Annotated in this window: 12 protein-coding genes; 3 read left to right on the forward strand and 9 right to left on the reverse strand. The window is 66.7% G+C overall.

Annotated features, from left to right (window positions below):
- The first annotated feature begins 239 nt into the window (after positions 1-239).
- From QRO93_RS12120 to QRO93_RS12130, 3 genes are all read left to right on the forward strand, one after another.
- Positions 240-3,230, forward strand: a complete 2,991-nt coding sequence (locus tag QRO93_RS12120; protein ID WP_180879887.1) for a TonB-dependent receptor — start codon at positions 240-242, stop codon at positions 3,228-3,230.
- 64 nt (positions 3,231-3,294) lie between these two features.
- Complete coding sequence (locus QRO93_RS12125; RefSeq protein ID WP_180879885.1) at positions 3,295-4,311, forward strand: cupin-like domain-containing protein; 1,017 nt, start codon at positions 3,295-3,297, stop codon at positions 4,309-4,311.
- A gap of 114 nt (positions 4,312-4,425) precedes the next feature.
- Positions 4,426-6,000 (forward strand): sensor domain-containing diguanylate cyclase, encoded by a 1,575-nt coding sequence (locus tag QRO93_RS12130; RefSeq protein ID WP_008265935.1) that lies wholly within the window; start codon positions 4,426-4,428, stop codon positions 5,998-6,000.
- A gap of 34 nt (positions 6,001-6,034) precedes the next feature.
- Here the strand turns inward: QRO93_RS12130 and QRO93_RS12135 are convergent, their stop codons facing one another.
- From QRO93_RS12135 to QRO93_RS12175, 9 genes are all read right to left on the reverse strand, one after another.
- Complete coding sequence (locus QRO93_RS12135) at positions 6,035-6,925, reverse strand: TonB-dependent receptor (RefSeq protein ID WP_053450973.1); 891 nt, start codon at positions 6,923-6,925, stop codon at positions 6,035-6,037.
- A 61-nt stretch (positions 6,926-6,986) separates the two neighbouring features.
- Positions 6,987-8,717: a bifunctional isocitrate dehydrogenase kinase/phosphatase gene (aceK, locus tag QRO93_RS12140; RefSeq protein WP_180879883.1), complete on the reverse strand. Its 1,731-nt coding sequence runs from the start codon at positions 8,715-8,717 to the stop codon at positions 6,987-6,989.
- A 146-nt stretch (positions 8,718-8,863) separates the two neighbouring features.
- Positions 8,864-9,223, reverse strand: coding sequence for a hypothetical protein (locus QRO93_RS12145; RefSeq protein WP_006473505.1), 360 nt, complete (start codon positions 9,221-9,223; stop codon positions 8,864-8,866).
- A 54-nt stretch (positions 9,224-9,277) separates the two neighbouring features.
- On the reverse strand, positions 9,278-9,694 hold the full coding sequence (locus QRO93_RS12150) for a roadblock/LC7 domain-containing protein (RefSeq protein WP_049456706.1): 417 nt from the start codon (positions 9,692-9,694) through the stop codon (positions 9,278-9,280).
- A complete protein-coding gene (locus QRO93_RS12155; protein ID WP_180879881.1) occupies positions 9,687-10,235 on the reverse strand; it encodes an ATP/GTP-binding protein in 549 nt (182 codons plus the stop codon). Before QRO93_RS12155 ends, QRO93_RS12150 begins: the two co-directional genes overlap by 8 nt.
- Positions 10,228-11,193: a hypothetical protein gene (locus QRO93_RS12160; protein ID WP_053450976.1), complete on the reverse strand. Its 966-nt coding sequence runs from the start codon at positions 11,191-11,193 to the stop codon at positions 10,228-10,230. Before QRO93_RS12160 ends, QRO93_RS12155 begins: the two co-directional genes overlap by 8 nt.
- Before the next feature lie 282 nt (positions 11,194-11,475).
- Entirely contained in the window at positions 11,476-13,698 is a 2,223-nt protein-coding gene (locus QRO93_RS12165) for an NADP-dependent isocitrate dehydrogenase (RefSeq protein WP_180879878.1), read from the reverse strand.
- 347 nt (positions 13,699-14,045) lie between these two features.
- On the reverse strand, positions 14,046-14,558 hold the full coding sequence (locus tag QRO93_RS12170) for a hypothetical protein (RefSeq protein WP_006473548.1): 513 nt from the start codon (positions 14,556-14,558) through the stop codon (positions 14,046-14,048).
- Between the two features lie 46 nt (positions 14,559-14,604).
- Positions 14,605-14,898 carry a LysM peptidoglycan-binding domain-containing protein gene (locus QRO93_RS12175; protein ID WP_006473550.1) on the reverse strand — a complete coding sequence of 98 codons (294 nt, stop codon included), beginning with the start codon at positions 14,896-14,898 and terminating at the stop codon, positions 14,605-14,607.
- Positions 14,899-15,041: the final 143 nt, after the last annotated feature.

The following is a 15,041-nucleotide window of genomic DNA, read 5'->3' on the forward strand; positions in this document are numbered from 1 at the left end:
GGATTGGCAGCGCTGTCATACCTGAAAAACCGCTGCAAACGCCTTCAATAAAGGCAATTCGCCGATGCGAGCGGGTTCCTGGCAACGGTTACATCCCGACCTGCACGGTCGCTGGTCAGGCGCACTTGATGGCAGTTTGTTGACAACGCTGTCAACCGTCGCTCCAATCCGGCCACGTGCAGTAACCGCGATCAGAACAACGCAACAACACCACCGGATTCCCTGGGGAGGGAGCTTGCATGAAGACGTACAGGGCAGTACCTCGCAAGACGATGCTCACTTCCGCGCTGCTGGCAGCGCTGGCTGCACCGGCCTGGGCACAGGACGCACCCGCCGCCGGCACCGCCGATCCGGCCACGCTGGATACCGTGCAGGTCACCGGTATCCGCGGCAGCCTGCAGTCTTCAATGAACCTCAAGCGCGACAGCCAGGGCGTGGTCGATGGCATCGTCGCCGAGGACATCGGCAAATTCCCGGATACCAACCTGGCCGAATCGCTGCAGCGCATCAGCGGCGTGTCGATCGACCGTACCTCCAGCGGCGAAGGCTCCAAGGTGACCGTGCGCGGCATCGGCCCGGACTACAACCTGGTGTTGTTGAACGGTCGCCAGATGCCCGCCTCCAACCTTGGCAACGGTGGTGGCGGCCTGAATGGCTCGCGCTCGTTCGATTTCGCCAACCTTGCCTCCGAATCGGTTTCGGCGGTGGAGGTGTACAAGACCAGCCGTGCCGACAACCCGGCTGGCGGTATCGGCGCCACCATCAACATCAGGACGATGCGCCCGCTGGAGTCGGAGCCGGTGATCAGCCTGGGCCTGAAGGCGGTCAATGATTCGTCCAACGACAACCTGCCGCGCACGCTGCAGGGCTCGAACATCACCGGCGAGCTGTCGGGCATCTTCAGCCAGCGCTACGCCGATGACCGCTTCGGCGTGACCCTCAGTGCCAGCCATCAGGAACGCGATTCGGGCTTCAACCAGGCCACGGTGGCCGAAGGCTGGGCGACGCTGTACGGCAACAACACCACCGACTGGCGCGCGCTGCCGCAGCCGGGCCAGGGCTATGCCGACCGCATCACCAACCGGCCCGGGCCGAACGATGTGTACGCACGCCCGCAGAACACCGCGTACAACGTCAACGGCGTGCAGCGCCAGCGCACCAATGCGCAGGCCACGTTCCAGTGGAAGCCGGCCGACAACGTGACGACCACGCTGGACTACACCTATGTCGAGAACAAGGTGCAGCAGCAACGCAGTGAACTGTCCGTGTGGTTCAACTACGGACCCGGCGACAGCACCTGGACCAACGGGCCGGTGGCCGCGCCGATCATCTACAGCGAGGACATGACCAATTCGGACGTGTCGATGGGCGGCGCCAAGCTGGCCACCAGGACCGGCATGCACTCGCTGGGCTTCAACGTGGACTGGGAAGTGAACGACGCGCTGGACCTCTCGTTCGATGCCCACAACTCCACCGCCGAATCGAAGCCGGACAGTCCGTATGGCTCGGCCGGCGTGCTGGGCGTGGCCGCCTTCGTGCGTGGCAAGACCACGGTGGACTACAGCGGCGACCTGCCGATCATCAACATCGCGCTGCCGCCCGGCGGCGTGCAGGCGTCCGATGCGCTGGTGACCGGTTCGGTGTTCCAGAACAGCTACAACAAGTCGAAAGTGCAGCAGTACCAGGGTCGCGGTACGTTCCGCTTTGCCGACTACTCGGCGCTGGACTTCGGCATCGGCCATGCCCAGGTGGAGAATCGTTCGGCGTCGGCGATCATGCAGCGCAATACCTGGGGTGGCCTGGGAACACCGTCCGACTACGCCGATGACATCTGGTATGCGGACAACATGGCCAAGTACTTCAAGGCGTTCTCCGGCCACAGTGATCCGCGCCTGACCGGCCAGTTCCTGGTCTTCGACTTCGACCGCCTGATCGACCGTGCTGCGCAGGTCGGCAGCGCCTCCGATCCGGCCTGCCCCAGCTGCTACTACGCGCCCAGCCAGTATTCAGAGGACATCCGCACCACCGAGAAGACCCGTAGCGCCTACCTGCAGTACCGCACCAGCTTCGACTGGTCGATGCCGCTGCACGTGGCCGCCGGCGTGCGCTACGAGCGCACCGAGGTGGAATCCAACGCGATGGTGCGCGTACCCACCGGCATCAGCTGGGGCTCGGCCAACGAGCTGAACATCGTCTACGCGGCCGACAGCAGTTTCATCGGTGGCCGTGGCAAGTACGACTACATGCTGCCCAACGTCGACCTGAAGCTGGACCTGAGCGAATCGCTGGCGCTGCGCGGCAGCTACAGCCGCACGCTGGGCCGCCCCAGCTGGACCCAGATCCAGAGCGGCCAGTCGCTGGCCGACATCGTGCGCACCCAGGGCGGCACCGCCAGTCGTGGCAACCCGGGGCTGGAGCCGCTGATCTCGGACAACTTCGACCTGTCGCTGGAGTGGTACTACGGCGAGGCCAGCTATGCCTCGGTCGGCTTCTTCCGCAAGAACATCAAGAACTTCATCAGCGACACCATCGTGCGCGAGAACACCGGCACGCTGCACACCCCGGTGGGAGGTGCGTACTGGAACGAGGCACTGGCCTCCGGCTGCGGCACCACCGACATGCCCTGCATCCGCGACTACATCTTCACCAACCATGCCGGCGATCCGGGCGTGACCTACACCGGCACCAATTCGGCCGGGCAGAAGACCGGCACCATCACCGGCCTGCCGGGAGACCCGATCGCCGGCTTCGACGTCACCGTGCCCGCCAACCAGCACTCGGACCATCTCGATGGCTGGGAAGTGGCGGTACAGCACCTGTTCGGCCAGTCCGGCTTCGGCGTCGCGGCCAACTACACCAAGGTGAAGTCGGGGCTGACCTTCAACAACCTGAGCCTGGGTGACCAGTACCCGATGATCGGCCTGAGCGACTCGGCCAACGTTGTCGCCTTCTATGACAAGCACGCCTGGCAGATCCGTGCGGCCTACAACTGGCGCGACAAGTTCCTCAACGGCATCGGCGGCCAGGGTCCCAATCCGAACTACACCGCCGCCTACGGCCAGCTTGATCTGAACATCAGCTACGCGGTGAGCGAACAGCTGACCCTGAGCCTGGAAGCGATCAACCTCACCGACGAGACCATGCGCACGTACTCGCGCCATACCAACATGCTGCGCTACGCGACCCAGACCGGCCCACGCTACATGTTCGGCGTGCGCTACAAGTTCTGACCGGCCACGGTATCGTGGAGCCGGGCGCAGGCCCGGCTCCACACACCCCACCGGACATCCGCGCATGCTGCAGCCTCTCCGCCCCATCGATGAAATACATGGCCTGGACCCGGCACAGCTGCACCAGCAGCTGCCGGGATGGACCACGCCGAAGGTGATCCGCGGGCTGGTCTCGCATTGGCCGCTGGTGGCCGCCGCACGCACCTCCGATGCCGCTGCAGTCGCTCATCTGGCCACCTTCGATCCCGGCCGGATGCCGGTGACCGCCACCACCGCAGCGCCCGAAGCACAGGGGCGGTTGTTCTACAACGAGGACATGAGCGGCTTCAACTTCCGCCGCGAACAGGTGCCGCTGAAGGTCGTGCTGGCCACGCTGCTGAAGTACGCACGCGACCCGTCGCCGCCGTCGATCTACGTCGCCTCGACCACGCTGGACAGCTTCCTGCCCGGCCTGGCCGAAGCGAATCCGCTGCAGCTGGGCGTGGCCGACCCGCTGACCAGCATCTGGATCGGCAATCGCTCGCGCATCGCCGCCCACCAGGATGTACCGGACAACCTTGCCTGCGTGGCTGCGGGGCGTCGCCGGGTCACCCTGTTCGCCCCCGACCAGGTGCGCAATCTTTATGTCGGCCCGCTGGATCTGACCCCGGCCGGCCAGGCGATCAGCCTGGTTGACTTCCACGCACCGGATTTCGAGCGCTTCCCACGCTTCCGCGAGGCGCTGGCGCAGGCGCAGGTGGCAGAACTGGCGCCGGGCGATGCCGTCTTCATTCCTTCGCTCTGGTGGCACCACATGGAAGGACTGGACGCGTTCAACGTGCTGATCAACAGCTGGTGGCGCCCGGTGCCGGCCTGGATGGATTCGCCGATGAACGCACTGATGCTGGCGATCCTGGCGGTGCGCGACCTTCCCGAACCCCAGCGCGCGCACTGGCGCGCGATGTTCGATCACTACGTGTTCGACGCCGATACGGCGACCAGCGCACAAATTCCTGCGCATGCGCGTGGCGTGCTGGCCCCGCTGCACGCCGACGGCGCCGCGCAGATACGGCAGATCCTGCGCCAGCGACTGCAACGGTGAATCCCGTGGCGGGCGCGTGCTTCACCCGCGCCCGGCCCTTTTGTGGCGATAATGCAGCCCCGCCTCCGCCGGTACCTGACCGCGCCGAGCGCCCTCTGCCCTCGTTTGCCCCGCATGCGCCTGATTTCGCCCCGCCTCAACCTGGGCAAGCTGATCCTCGCCCTGGCCCTGCTCAGCGCCATCATCGCGCTGGCCAATACCCTGCTGGCCAGCTACCGGGTGCAGCGCGACCAGCTGGTCGGCAATACCCTGGAAGCCAACCGCGTCTATGCCACCAAGCTGGCCGAGACCACCCAGAACTTCCTGCTGGCCGCACAGCAGGAGCTTGCCTATGCGGCCACCCGGCTCGGCCAGGACGATCTGGATCCGCAGCGGGCGCAGGATGAGGCCAGCCGCCTGCAGCTGCAGACCAACAGCTTCAACTCCTCGCTGGTGGTGGATGCCGATGGCCTGGTGATCGCCACTTCGCCGCAGACCCTGCAGCTGCAGGGTGAGGTGCTGCACAGCGTCGGCAACAACGCGGCACTGGCGGCGCGCCAGCCGATGATCAGCGATCCGTACCAATCGGCCACCGGTAAGCTGCTGGTGTCGCTGTCGCACCCGATCTTCAACCGTCAGGGCCACTACCGCGGCTACGTCAGCGGGACCCTGTACCTGCGCCAGCGCAGCGCACTGCATACGCTGCTGGGCAAGCACTACTACCGCGACGGTTCCTACCTGTACGTGGTCGACCGTCATGGTCGCCTGCTCTATCACGCCGATGGCAAGCGGGTCGGTGACTACGTGGTCGGCAATCCGGCGGTGAAGGCGGTGGTGCGTGGCGAGCGCGGCGCCCAGCAGGTGCGCAACAACCTGGGCGTGTCGATGCTGGCCGGGTATGCACCGGTACCGGCGACCGGCTGGGGCATCATCGCCCAGCGTCCGACCGAGGCCACCCTGCAACCGCTGTCGCGGTTGATGACCGCAGTGATCTGGAACGCGATTCCGCTCGGCCTGCTGTCGCTGCTGGTCACCTGGTGGTTCGCCCGCCGCATTTCGATGCCGCTGTGGCAGCTGGCGCGCAACGTGCAGGGCGGCGAAGATACCGGCAATGCGATCAACCATGTCAGCGGCATCCGTGCGTGGTACTTCGAGGTCGCGCAGCTGAAACACGCGGTGCTACACAGCTTCAACGCACTGCAGGACCGGATCGGCACGCTCAACCGGGCCAGCCGCACCGACCCGCTGACCGGCCTGCTCAATCGTCGTGGCCTGCAGCAGGCCCTGGATGCGCTGCAGGTGCAGGGCATCCCGTTCGCGATCCTGGCGCTGGACATCGATCGCTTCAAATCGATCAACGATGCCCACGGCCACGACGTCGGCGACGCCGCCATCGTCCATATCGCCGATCAGATGCGCCGCTATTCGCGCGACAGCGACATCCTCTGCCGCGCCGGCGGCGAGGAATTCCTGCTGCTGTTGCCGGGCATCAACGCCGAGCCGGCACGCCAGGCCGGCGAACGCCTGCGCCAGCATATCGCCGACCACCCGTTCGAGCCGGTGGGCACCATCACCGTGTCACTGGGCGTGGCCCATTTCCCGAGCTTCCATGTCGATGCCGAGCAGGCGTTGCGGCTGGCCGACAAGGCGCTGTACATGGCCAAGGAACAGGGCCGCAACCGGGTCGTGGTCTACCCCTACGCCGACTGATGCGGAGCCGGCCCGGCCAGCTCCGCCATCCTGCTCAGCCCTGTTCCAGCGGGGTCAGCAGGCGCACGCCGCGCCGGGCGCCATCCACCATGTAGACGCCGCCCTCCTGCAGCAGGTCACTACCGGCCTGCTCGATCGGGTCCGCCCTGCGCCACGGCACGGCCTGCCGCGGCCCCGGAATGAAGACGCGCCAGCGCCCCAGACGCTCCGGCCCGGCATTGCGATCATTGTTCAGGGCGAAGTTCACCGGCACGCGTACCGTCCAGCTGTCCCGGGTGCTGTCCTCGCCAGTGGTCGGCGGGGTGAAGGTCCATTTGCGGGCGCTGCTGACGCTGGCCTTGGCCAGGCTGTCGCGCATCTTGGCCAGGGTTCGCTCGGGCCCGATCACGGCCATGTTGACCTGCTCGGCAACGACATCGGCCACCGTACCGTCGCGGGCCACCTTGACCATCAGCACCACCTCGCCCTGGCCACCGTTCCGATAGACCTCTTCCGGGTAACGCGGCGGCGTCATGCGCCGGTCAGTCACCGAGTCGGTCGCCTTCGGATCGTATTCGCTGAAGTTGACGCTGGTCATGCTGACTTCGTAACCGCCATCTGCCATCGACTTGCCGCGCAGGCGCACGTGCAGCGGAGCACGCGTCGCCACCGCCTTGCCATCACGCAGCGTCGGCTCGAAGCGCCAACCTGCAATGGTGCCCTCGACGAAGGATGCGATGCTCGGAGACAGCATCGACTTCTGGTCCAGTACCAGCGTGCTGACCGAACCATCGGCAGTGATCTCGATATGGCCGGAAAGCACCATGCTCATTTCCGCCGTGGCGCGCACGGCGCGTGCGGTCTGTGCACTGGCATCGCCGGCCAGCAAGGGGGCGCCGCAGCCTACGGCCAGCGCGAGGGCGAGAAACAGGGGGGAACGCATCATTGCCTGGTCCTTGGTGATGAATACCGAGCGTACCCCAGTCGGCGCCGCCACGGCAGCCCGTTCACGCCAGCCGGTGGGCGCCCGCGTACGGCGGGGTGTCGGGGTAGTCACCACGCGCGAACCGCTCCTGCAGCTGCTGCCACCACTGCGGATCGAACAAGTGCCGGAAATGCTCGCGCACCGCGGCCAGTTCAGCGGCTGGCAGGCCCATGAACGGGCCGAAGCGCTCAGGGAAGACATCGCGCGGGCCTACATGGAACCACGGCTCATCGGCCATTGCCTCTTCCGGGCTGCGCGGTTGCGGCCAGGCGCGGAACACGCAGTCGCTGACCAGGCACAGCTCGTCATAGTCGTAGAACACGGCACGCCCATGCCGCGACACACCGAAATTCTTCGGCAGCATGTCACCGGGAAAAATGTTGTTGCGCGCCATGTCGGTGATGGCCTGCGCATAGTCGAGCACCGCCGCCCGCACCGCCTCCCCACCCTGCTCGCGCAGGTACAGATTCAACGGGCGGAAGCGACGCTGCACATAGCACAGCGCGACTTCCACCTGGTCGCCATCGACGCGAACGCTCTGCGCGCACTGCTGCAGCAGCTCGTCCAGCAGCGCCGGCGCGAAGCGGTCACGCGGGAAGCGCAGATGGCGATACGGCTGTGCGTCGAGCAGGCGGCCGACACGGTCGAGGTTGAACACCAGCGCGTACTTCTCTTCCACCTGCTGCCGCGACATTGCCTTGGGCCAGGCAAAGCGGTCGCGGATCAGCTTGAACACCAGCGGATAGCTGGGCAGGGTGAACACCGCCATGACCATGCCCGGCGTGCCTTCGGCAGGCACCAGCCGCTCCTGCGGATGCTCGTTGAAGTGGCGGAAGAAGGTGCGGTAGCGCTCGGTCTTGCCCTGCTTGGCGCGGCCCAGCACGGTGTAGATCTCGTCGATCGGCTTGCCCGGCAGCAGGCTGCGCAGGAACACCACCGCATCCCCCACCGTGGCAAGGTCGGCCTGGAAGTAGCTGCGCGACACGCCGAACAGGTGGGCGACATCGCGGCGCCGGGTCAGCACGGCATCGGCGCGCAGCCCGCGCTCATCGTTGACCAGGGCGATCACGCACGGCGAGAAGCGATGCTCGCCGAACACGCGGCCGACCAGATAGGCGCGGCGCTCGCGATAGAACACGGTGTCGAGCAGCTCGATGCTGCGTACCGGCGTGTCACCCCAATGGGCCAGATCGTCCTGCAGGCGCACTGCGATCGCCGCCGCGCAGCGCAACTGGTGGGCATAGGGAATGTCGAAGCGGTAGTCGGCCAGCACCCGCTGCAGCGCCTCCACCGGCCGCGTGGGCGAGACCGCGTAGGTATGCCGTGCGACCGGATGGGTGATGGCATCGGAAGGTTCAACGTCGAAGGCGATGAACTCCAGCGCCGGATCCACGCCACGGGTGGCGAACAGGCGCCGCGACAAGGTGTTGTAGAAGGTCTTGTACAGCTCGGCATCGATCAGCTCCTGCAGCAGGGCGCTGTAGCGCGCGTGCACCTGCAGCCACAGCGCGCGCGCGCCGATCGCCTCACCGGCGAGGCGACGCAGGGCATCCATCTGCTCGGCGATGCACAGGTCGTACAGGGCGATGCGCTCGACGGCATCCTCGCGGGCGCCGGCCCAGTCGCGCTGCTCGAAGCGCTGCCGCGCACGCGCGGTGATCGCCGCGAAGCGGGCGTGATACTGCTCGAAACCATCACGGATGGCGCCCGCAATGCGCGACGCCAGCTCGGCGGCGATGTCAGGCTCGGACATGCAGGGCTCACCGGAGAGGACCGGCTTCACCATACGCTGGCGTGTGTGGCGCCGTCGAGCGCGCAGGTAGTGCCGGCCGCTGGCCGGCAGCCCCTGGACCTCCGGTGGATCCATGCAGATGCCGGCCAGCGGCCGGCACTACCGGCTCAGATTGCCAGTTCGGCCTCCACGTCCTGCACCTTGCGCCGCGCCAGTGCCAGGTTGGACTTGGTGCGGTCCAGCACGATGTAGAAGAACAGCCCCTTCTTCTTCGCCACCGGACGCATGATGTGGTACGCCTTGCCCAGCGAGATCAGGATGTCCTCGATGGTGTCGTTGAGGTTCAGCGACGCGGCAGTCTTCATCTTGGCGCGGATCACTTCGGTGTTGCCGGCCGCGGCCACTTCCATGTCCATGCCGGCACCGGCTTCGCCCAGCAGCATGCCGCTTTCATAGTCGACCAGCGCCACCGCCTGTGCGCCATCGATGCCCATCAGTGCGTTCAACGATTCAGTCAATCCAGCCACGTCGTATCCCCTTGTCAGTGTTGGTTCGAGCCCCTTGTTCCCCTGCGGCCGGGCTCACGATCCGCTGAGTTCGGCCAGGATCGCCTGGCCACATTCCCTGCTCTGCCACAGCACCTGGCCGATCACGCTGCGCTGGTCGCAGGCTGCCATCAGCAGCAGCGGCGCGCGCCCTTCGGCCTGGATCGCCAGCATCAGCACCTTGCCCCCCGCGGCTTCCAGCATCAGCGTCTGCAGATCGCCCAGCACCAGCTCGCGCCCCACCGCAGCGGCCAGCGCCAGCATCGCGCTGGTCATCGCCGCCAACCGTTCGCCGCGACCGTCAGCACCGGCGCTGACCAGCGCGAAACCATCCACGCTGGCCAGCACGACCGTGCGCACACCTTCGACCCGCTGCTGCAGGTCGTGCAGCAGGGGCTGCAGGCGCTCGCGCTGACCGGCATCGGGCAGGACCGCCACCTGCCCGTCAGCCATGCGCGGCCACCAGTGCATGCGCTTCCATTTCGCCCATCAACACATCCATCAGCAGCAGTCCCTGCTCGCGGTCGCGGGCATCGACTGCCAGCAGCGGCAGTGGCTGGTCGTCGAGGCAGGCGCGCGTGGCCCAGTCGTCCAGCGCGGCATGGGGCGCCTGGTCGAGATGGGTGACCGCCACCACCAGCGCCAGCGCCGGTGCAAACGGCCGCAGCACCTGCAGGTAGTCCTGCAGCTCGGCGGCCATGCCGGCGCGACGCGCATCCAGCAGCAACACCGCACCGCGCGCACCCTGCAGCAGGATCGGCCACAGGAAGTCGAAGCGCTGCTGGCCCGGGGTGCCGTACAGGCGCAGCCGTTCGCCGTTGGGCAGGTCGATGTCGGCGTAGTCCAGCGCGACGGTGGTGGAGGCCTTGTCGGCGCCAAGGCGATCACTGTTGGCCACATCCGTATCGATCACCGCGCCGGCCGCGATGCTGCGCACCAGGGTCGACTTGCCACTGCCCATCCCGCCCAGCACCACCACCTTGTGCTCACGCATTGCGCTCGCTCCCGCGCAGGTGCCGCCACAGGCGGGCGAGCAGGCCGTGATCGGCACCCACGCTGCGCGCCGTCGCTACCGACGACGTCGGTGCAGCCTGCAGCTGCGCATAGCCACACAGATAGGCGGCATGGATGAAGTCGCGCACCGCCGCCGCCGGCAGTTCCAGCAGCATCGCGCACTCGTCCACCGTGCAGGCCCGCTTGAGCAGCAGCGAGCACAGGCGGAAGCCATCGTGATCGTGGCCCAGCACGCGGAAATCGGGCCAGCGCAGCAGCTTCACCGAAGCACCGCGCAGGCGCTCGTCCAGCGCCTGCCAGTGACGACTGCGCTGCGCCCACTGCCACAGCAACGGCCGCAGTGGCTGGCGTGCACGGTCGCCGGCCAACGCCTGCAGTCGTGCCGGTGTCAGCGCATCCAGCTGCAGTCGCTCGAAGGCGTCGGCCAGGCGCTCTACCAGTGCGGCGGAAGGCTCCTGCAGCAGCACCGCCTGGTCATGCTCCAGATCCATCAGCAGCAACGGCTCGCCCGCATCACTCAACAGGGCCTGGCCCTGGCGCAGCGGCAGCCGTTCGCGCAGCAGTCGGGTGATGGCGTGCGCACCATCGGCCAAGCGGATCGGAGCGGGTGCGTGCATGGCCAGGGGCTCCCCTGCCACCTGCATGCCGCGCAAGGCGCGGGCGATGGCACCGTCATCCAGTACGTCCTGATGGCCATCGCCATCACGCAGCTGGCCTCCCAGGTCCTCGATCCAGCAGTGCAGTCGCGGGCGTTGCTGGCGCATGCGCTGGGCCGCATTGCGCAGCGCCGGGGTATCACGGATGACCAGCAGGTCGCAGTCGTCCAGGTCCTGGCTGCGCCGCACTTGCCCATCGGGCAGTGCAGAGGCCAGGCGCAGCCGTTGCAGCAGGGCCTGCTCGCCCTGGATGTCGGTTCCCACTACCAGCACGCGTGCCATCGGTGTTCCCCGTGCGACCACCTCCCCGGTGGCCTCGCGTCGCCAAGGCTAGGGCATCGCCTGCGGCGACCGTCGTGATCGATTGCTCAGATTGGAAGTGATCGCGAACGCAGCCCGTTCCGTTCTGCGACAACCATCGTGGGCAAGTTTCATGCCCTCTTGACGGCGTTACGACAGCCGACGGATTTCACGGTTCTGGCCGCAGATCGGACGCGGCCGGCCACGCAAAAAGAAACCCGCGCCGAAGCGCGGGTTCCGGGGTCGCAACGGGACGGCGATGGATCAGCCGCGCAGCTGCTCCAGTGCGGCATTGAAGGTCGCGCTCGGGCGCATCGCCTTGCTGGCCTTGGCCACGTCCGGGCGGTAGTAGCCGCCGATATCCACGGCCTTGCCCTGCACGGCGATCAGCTCGTCGACGATCTTCTGCTCGTTGTCGGTCAGCGCCTTGGCCAGCGGGGCGAAGCGTGCCTTCAGCGCGGCATCTTCATTCTGCGCGGCCAGGGCCTGGGCCCAGTACAGCGCGATGTAGAAGTGGCTGCCGCGATTGTCGATGCCACCCAGCTTGCGCGACGGCGACTTGTCGTTGTCCAGGAACTGGCCGTTGGCCTCGTCCAAGGCCTTGGCCAGCACGCGGGCGGCGGCGTTGTCGTAACGGTTGCCCAGGTGTTCCAGCGACGCGGCCAGCGCCAGGAATTCACCCAGCGAATCCCAGCGCAGGTAGTCCTCTTCGACGAACTGCTGTACGTGCTTCGGGGCCGAGCCGCCGGCGCCGGTCTCGAACAGGCCGCCACCGGCCATCAGCGGCACGATCGACAGCATCTTGGCGCTGGTGCCCAGCTCCATGATAGGGAACAGGTCGGTCAGGTAGTCGCGCAGCACGTTGCCGGTCACCGAGATGGTGTCCTCACCCTTGCGGATGCGGTCCAGCGAGAACGCGGTGGCTTCCACCGGCGGCAGGATGCGGATGTCCAGGCCGGCGGTGTCGTGGTTCTTCAGATAGGTCTCAACTTTGGCGATGACCTGCGCATCGTGGGCACGGGCGGCGTCCAGCCAGAACACGGCCGGGGTGCTGCTCAGGCGGGCACGTTCGACGGCCAGCTTCACCCAGTCCTGGATCGGCGCATCCTTGGTCTGGCACATGCGCCAGATGTCACCGGCTTCCACGGCGTGCTCGAACACCACGTTGCCGGCGTCGTCGGTGACCTTGACCACGCCATCGGCGGCGATCTGGAAGGTCTTGTCGTGCGAGCCGTACTCTTCGGCCTTCTGCGCCATCAGGCCGACATTCGGCACCGAGCCCATGGTGGCCGGGTCGAAGGCGCCGTGCGCCTTGCAGTCGTCGATGACGGCCTGGTACACGCCGGCGTAGCAGCGGTCCGGAATGACCGCCTTGGTGTCCTGCAGCTTGCCTTCGGCGTTCCACATCTTGCCGGAGTCGCGGATCATCGCCGGCATCGAGGCATCGACGATGACGTCGCTGGGCACGTGCAGGTTGGTGATGCCCTTGTCCGAGTTGACCATGGCCACGCCCGGACGCTGCGCGTACTCGGCAACCAGGTCGGCTTCGATCGCGGCACGGGTGGCTTCGGGCAGCGAAGGCAGGCGCGCGGCCAGGTCGCCGATGCCGTTGTTGGCATCGAAACCGGCCTGCTTGAGCACGTCGGCATGCTTGGCCAGCACGTCCTTGTAGAACTCGTTGACCGCCACGCCGAACATGATCGGGTCGGAGACCTTCATCATGGTTGCCTTCAGGTGCAGCGAGAACAGCACGCCCTGGGCCTTGGCATCGGCGATCTGCTCGCCGATGAACGCGGCCAGCGCCTTGCGGCTCATCACCGCGGCATCGACGATCTCGCCGGCCTTGACCGCGGTCTTTTCCTTCAGCACGACGGCGCTGCCGTCCTTGCCGTGGAAGGTGATCTTCAGCGAACCGGCGTTGGCCAGGGTGGCCGACTTCTCGCTGCCGTAGAAGTCACCGGCAGCCATGTGCGCGACGTGCGACTTCGAATCGGCGGCCCAGGCGCCCATGCGGTGCGGATGCTTGCGCGCGTAGTTCTTCACCGACAGCGGTGCGCGGCGGTCGGAGTTGCCTTCGCGCAGCACCGGGTTCACCGCGCTGCCCTTGACCTTGTCATAGCGCGCCTTGTAGTCGCGCTGCTGGTCGTCGGCCGGGGTTTCCGGGTAGTCCGGCAGCGGATAGCCCTGGTCCTGCAGTTCCTTGATGGCCGCCTTCAGCTGCGGCACCGACGCCGAAATGTTCGGCAGCTTGATGATGTTGGCGTCCGGGGTGGTCGCCAGCTGGCCCAGTTCGGCCAGGTCGTCACTGACCTTCTGTGCATCGGACAGCAGTTCCGGGAACTGCGACAGGATGCGACCGGACAGCGAGATGTCACGGGTTTCGACCACGATGCCGGCAGTGGCGGTGTAGGCATCGACGATCGGCAGCAGCGACTGGGTGGCCAGGAACGGGGCTTCGTCGGTCAGCGTGTAGAGGATCTTGGACATGGGGGACTTGGACTCTGTAGCAGTGCTCAGGGGAAGGCCGGCGCCAGCGCCGGGCCACGTGCAACCGTGTCGCTTTTCCCGGCCGCCGTCAGGGTGGGCGCGCGGTGGGGAAACCCCTGCATTGTCGCGTTTTCAGCCGCGCGGGGCAAAGCCGCGCCATACGCGGCGGTACTGCACGCGGGCAACGCTGTGATCCATCCACGCAAGGCACGGCGCTACGAAAACATCGGCACGCACCCGTAGATCCACGCCATGCGTGGATGAGGCCTGGCCATCGCCCAATAAAAAAGGACGCAGCCTCGCGGCTGCGCCCATCGTGAGTCCTGCCGGGAGAGAGTCGGCAGGACTTACTTGACCTCGAACTCCTGCGGCGTTCCGGCCGCCTTGCCATCGACCATGACCTCGGCGCGGTACTTGCCGGCCGGCCAGCCCTTTGCATTCTTGAACGTGACGTTGGTGGTTTCCGCGCCGCTGGCGTTCAGGGTCGCGGTCTGTTCGCCGGCCACCTGGCCGTCCTGGTAGGTCAGCTTGGCGCCGACATTGACATTGTTGGCGGCGCCGTCGGTCTTGATCGAGACGATGACGTCATCCTTCGGTGCGAACAGGGCAGCTGGTGCAACCGACTTGTCGGCGGCGGCCGTCTTGCCCACGGTAACGGTGGAGACGCTGACCGCAGCGGCTTCGGCCATCGGCGGCGGTGCGCCGGTCATCGGCGCCGGCGCTGCCGGTTCAGCCGGCGCGGTTGCTGCCGGTGCGGCGTTGCTGTCGGTCGACTCTTCCTTCTTCTTGCAACCGACCAAGGCAACGCTGCCCAGCAGGGCGGCGATCAGGGCGGTCTGGAGCGGGGTGGTCTTGATCATTCGGGGTTCCTCCCAGGGGATTGTCGGACGGCGTTCGATCGCCGGCTTACTTCGGCGGCAGCTTCAGGGTCTGGCCCGGGAAGATCTTGTCCGGGTCGTCGAGCACATCGCGGTTGGCTTCGAAGATCTTCTTCCAGGCATTGGCGTCGCCCAGGTGCTGCTTGGCGATCTTCGACAGCGAATCTCCCTTCTGCACGGTGTAGGTGCCGCCGCTGACAACCTCGGCGGTGCTGTCCACCGAAGCGCTGACGCCGGAGAAGTCCGCCTTCGGCACCTGCTCGGCGGTACTGTCGACGCTGGCACTGACGCCGGAGAAATCGGCTTTCTTCTCGGTACTCATCCACAACTCCCGTCTGCATGACTACGTGGTTCGCACGTTGCCATGGAGGTTGTTAAATGGGGATGGTGCAGATGTGAAGCCGCCCCCCGGGGCGGCTGAACAATCGGGAGAGCGGGTGCCTGGTCGTGGGGGGGGGGGGGCGG

The organism is Stenotrophomonas maltophilia group sp. Smal17 (genome assembly GCF_030237045.1).
Classification (GTDB): domain Bacteria; phylum Pseudomonadota; class Gammaproteobacteria; order Xanthomonadales; family Xanthomonadaceae; genus Stenotrophomonas; species Stenotrophomonas forensis.

What these genes read in the sequence shown, in the direction of transcription:
- QRO93_RS12120 (WP_180879887.1), top strand. Translation starts at nt 240, where the DNA reads ATGAAGACGTACAGGGCAGTACCTCGCAAGACGATGCTCACTTCCGCG.
- QRO93_RS12125 (WP_180879885.1), top strand. Translation starts at nt 3,295, where the DNA reads ATGCTGCAGCCTCTCCGCCCCATCGATGAAATACATGGCCTGGACCCG.
- QRO93_RS12130 (WP_008265935.1), top strand. Translation starts at nt 4,426, where the DNA reads ATGCGCCTGATTTCGCCCCGCCTCAACCTGGGCAAGCTGATCCTCGCC.
- QRO93_RS12135 (WP_053450973.1), bottom strand. Translation starts at nt 6,925, where the DNA reads ATGATGCGTTCCCCCCTGTTTCTCGCCCTCGCGCTGGCCGTAGGCTGC.
- aceK (WP_180879883.1), bottom strand. Translation starts at nt 8,717, where the DNA reads ATGTCCGAGCCTGACATCGCCGCCGAGCTGGCGTCGCGCATTGCGGGC.
- QRO93_RS12150 (WP_049456706.1), bottom strand. Translation starts at nt 9,694, where the DNA reads ATGGCTGACGGGCAGGTGGCGGTCCTGCCCGATGCCGGTCAGCGCGAG.
- QRO93_RS12155 (WP_180879881.1), bottom strand. Translation starts at nt 10,235, where the DNA reads ATGCGTGAGCACAAGGTGGTGGTGCTGGGCGGGATGGGCAGTGGCAAG.
- QRO93_RS12160 (WP_053450976.1), bottom strand. Translation starts at nt 11,193, where the DNA reads ATGGCACGCGTGCTGGTAGTGGGAACCGACATCCAGGGCGAGCAGGCC.
- QRO93_RS12165 (WP_180879878.1), bottom strand. Translation starts at nt 13,698, where the DNA reads ATGTCCAAGATCCTCTACACGCTGACCGACGAAGCCCCGTTCCTGGCC.
- QRO93_RS12170 (WP_006473548.1), bottom strand. Translation starts at nt 14,558, where the DNA reads ATGATCAAGACCACCCCGCTCCAGACCGCCCTGATCGCCGCCCTGCTG.
- QRO93_RS12175 (WP_006473550.1), bottom strand. Translation starts at nt 14,898, where the DNA reads ATGAGTACCGAGAAGAAAGCCGATTTCTCCGGCGTCAGTGCCAGCGTC.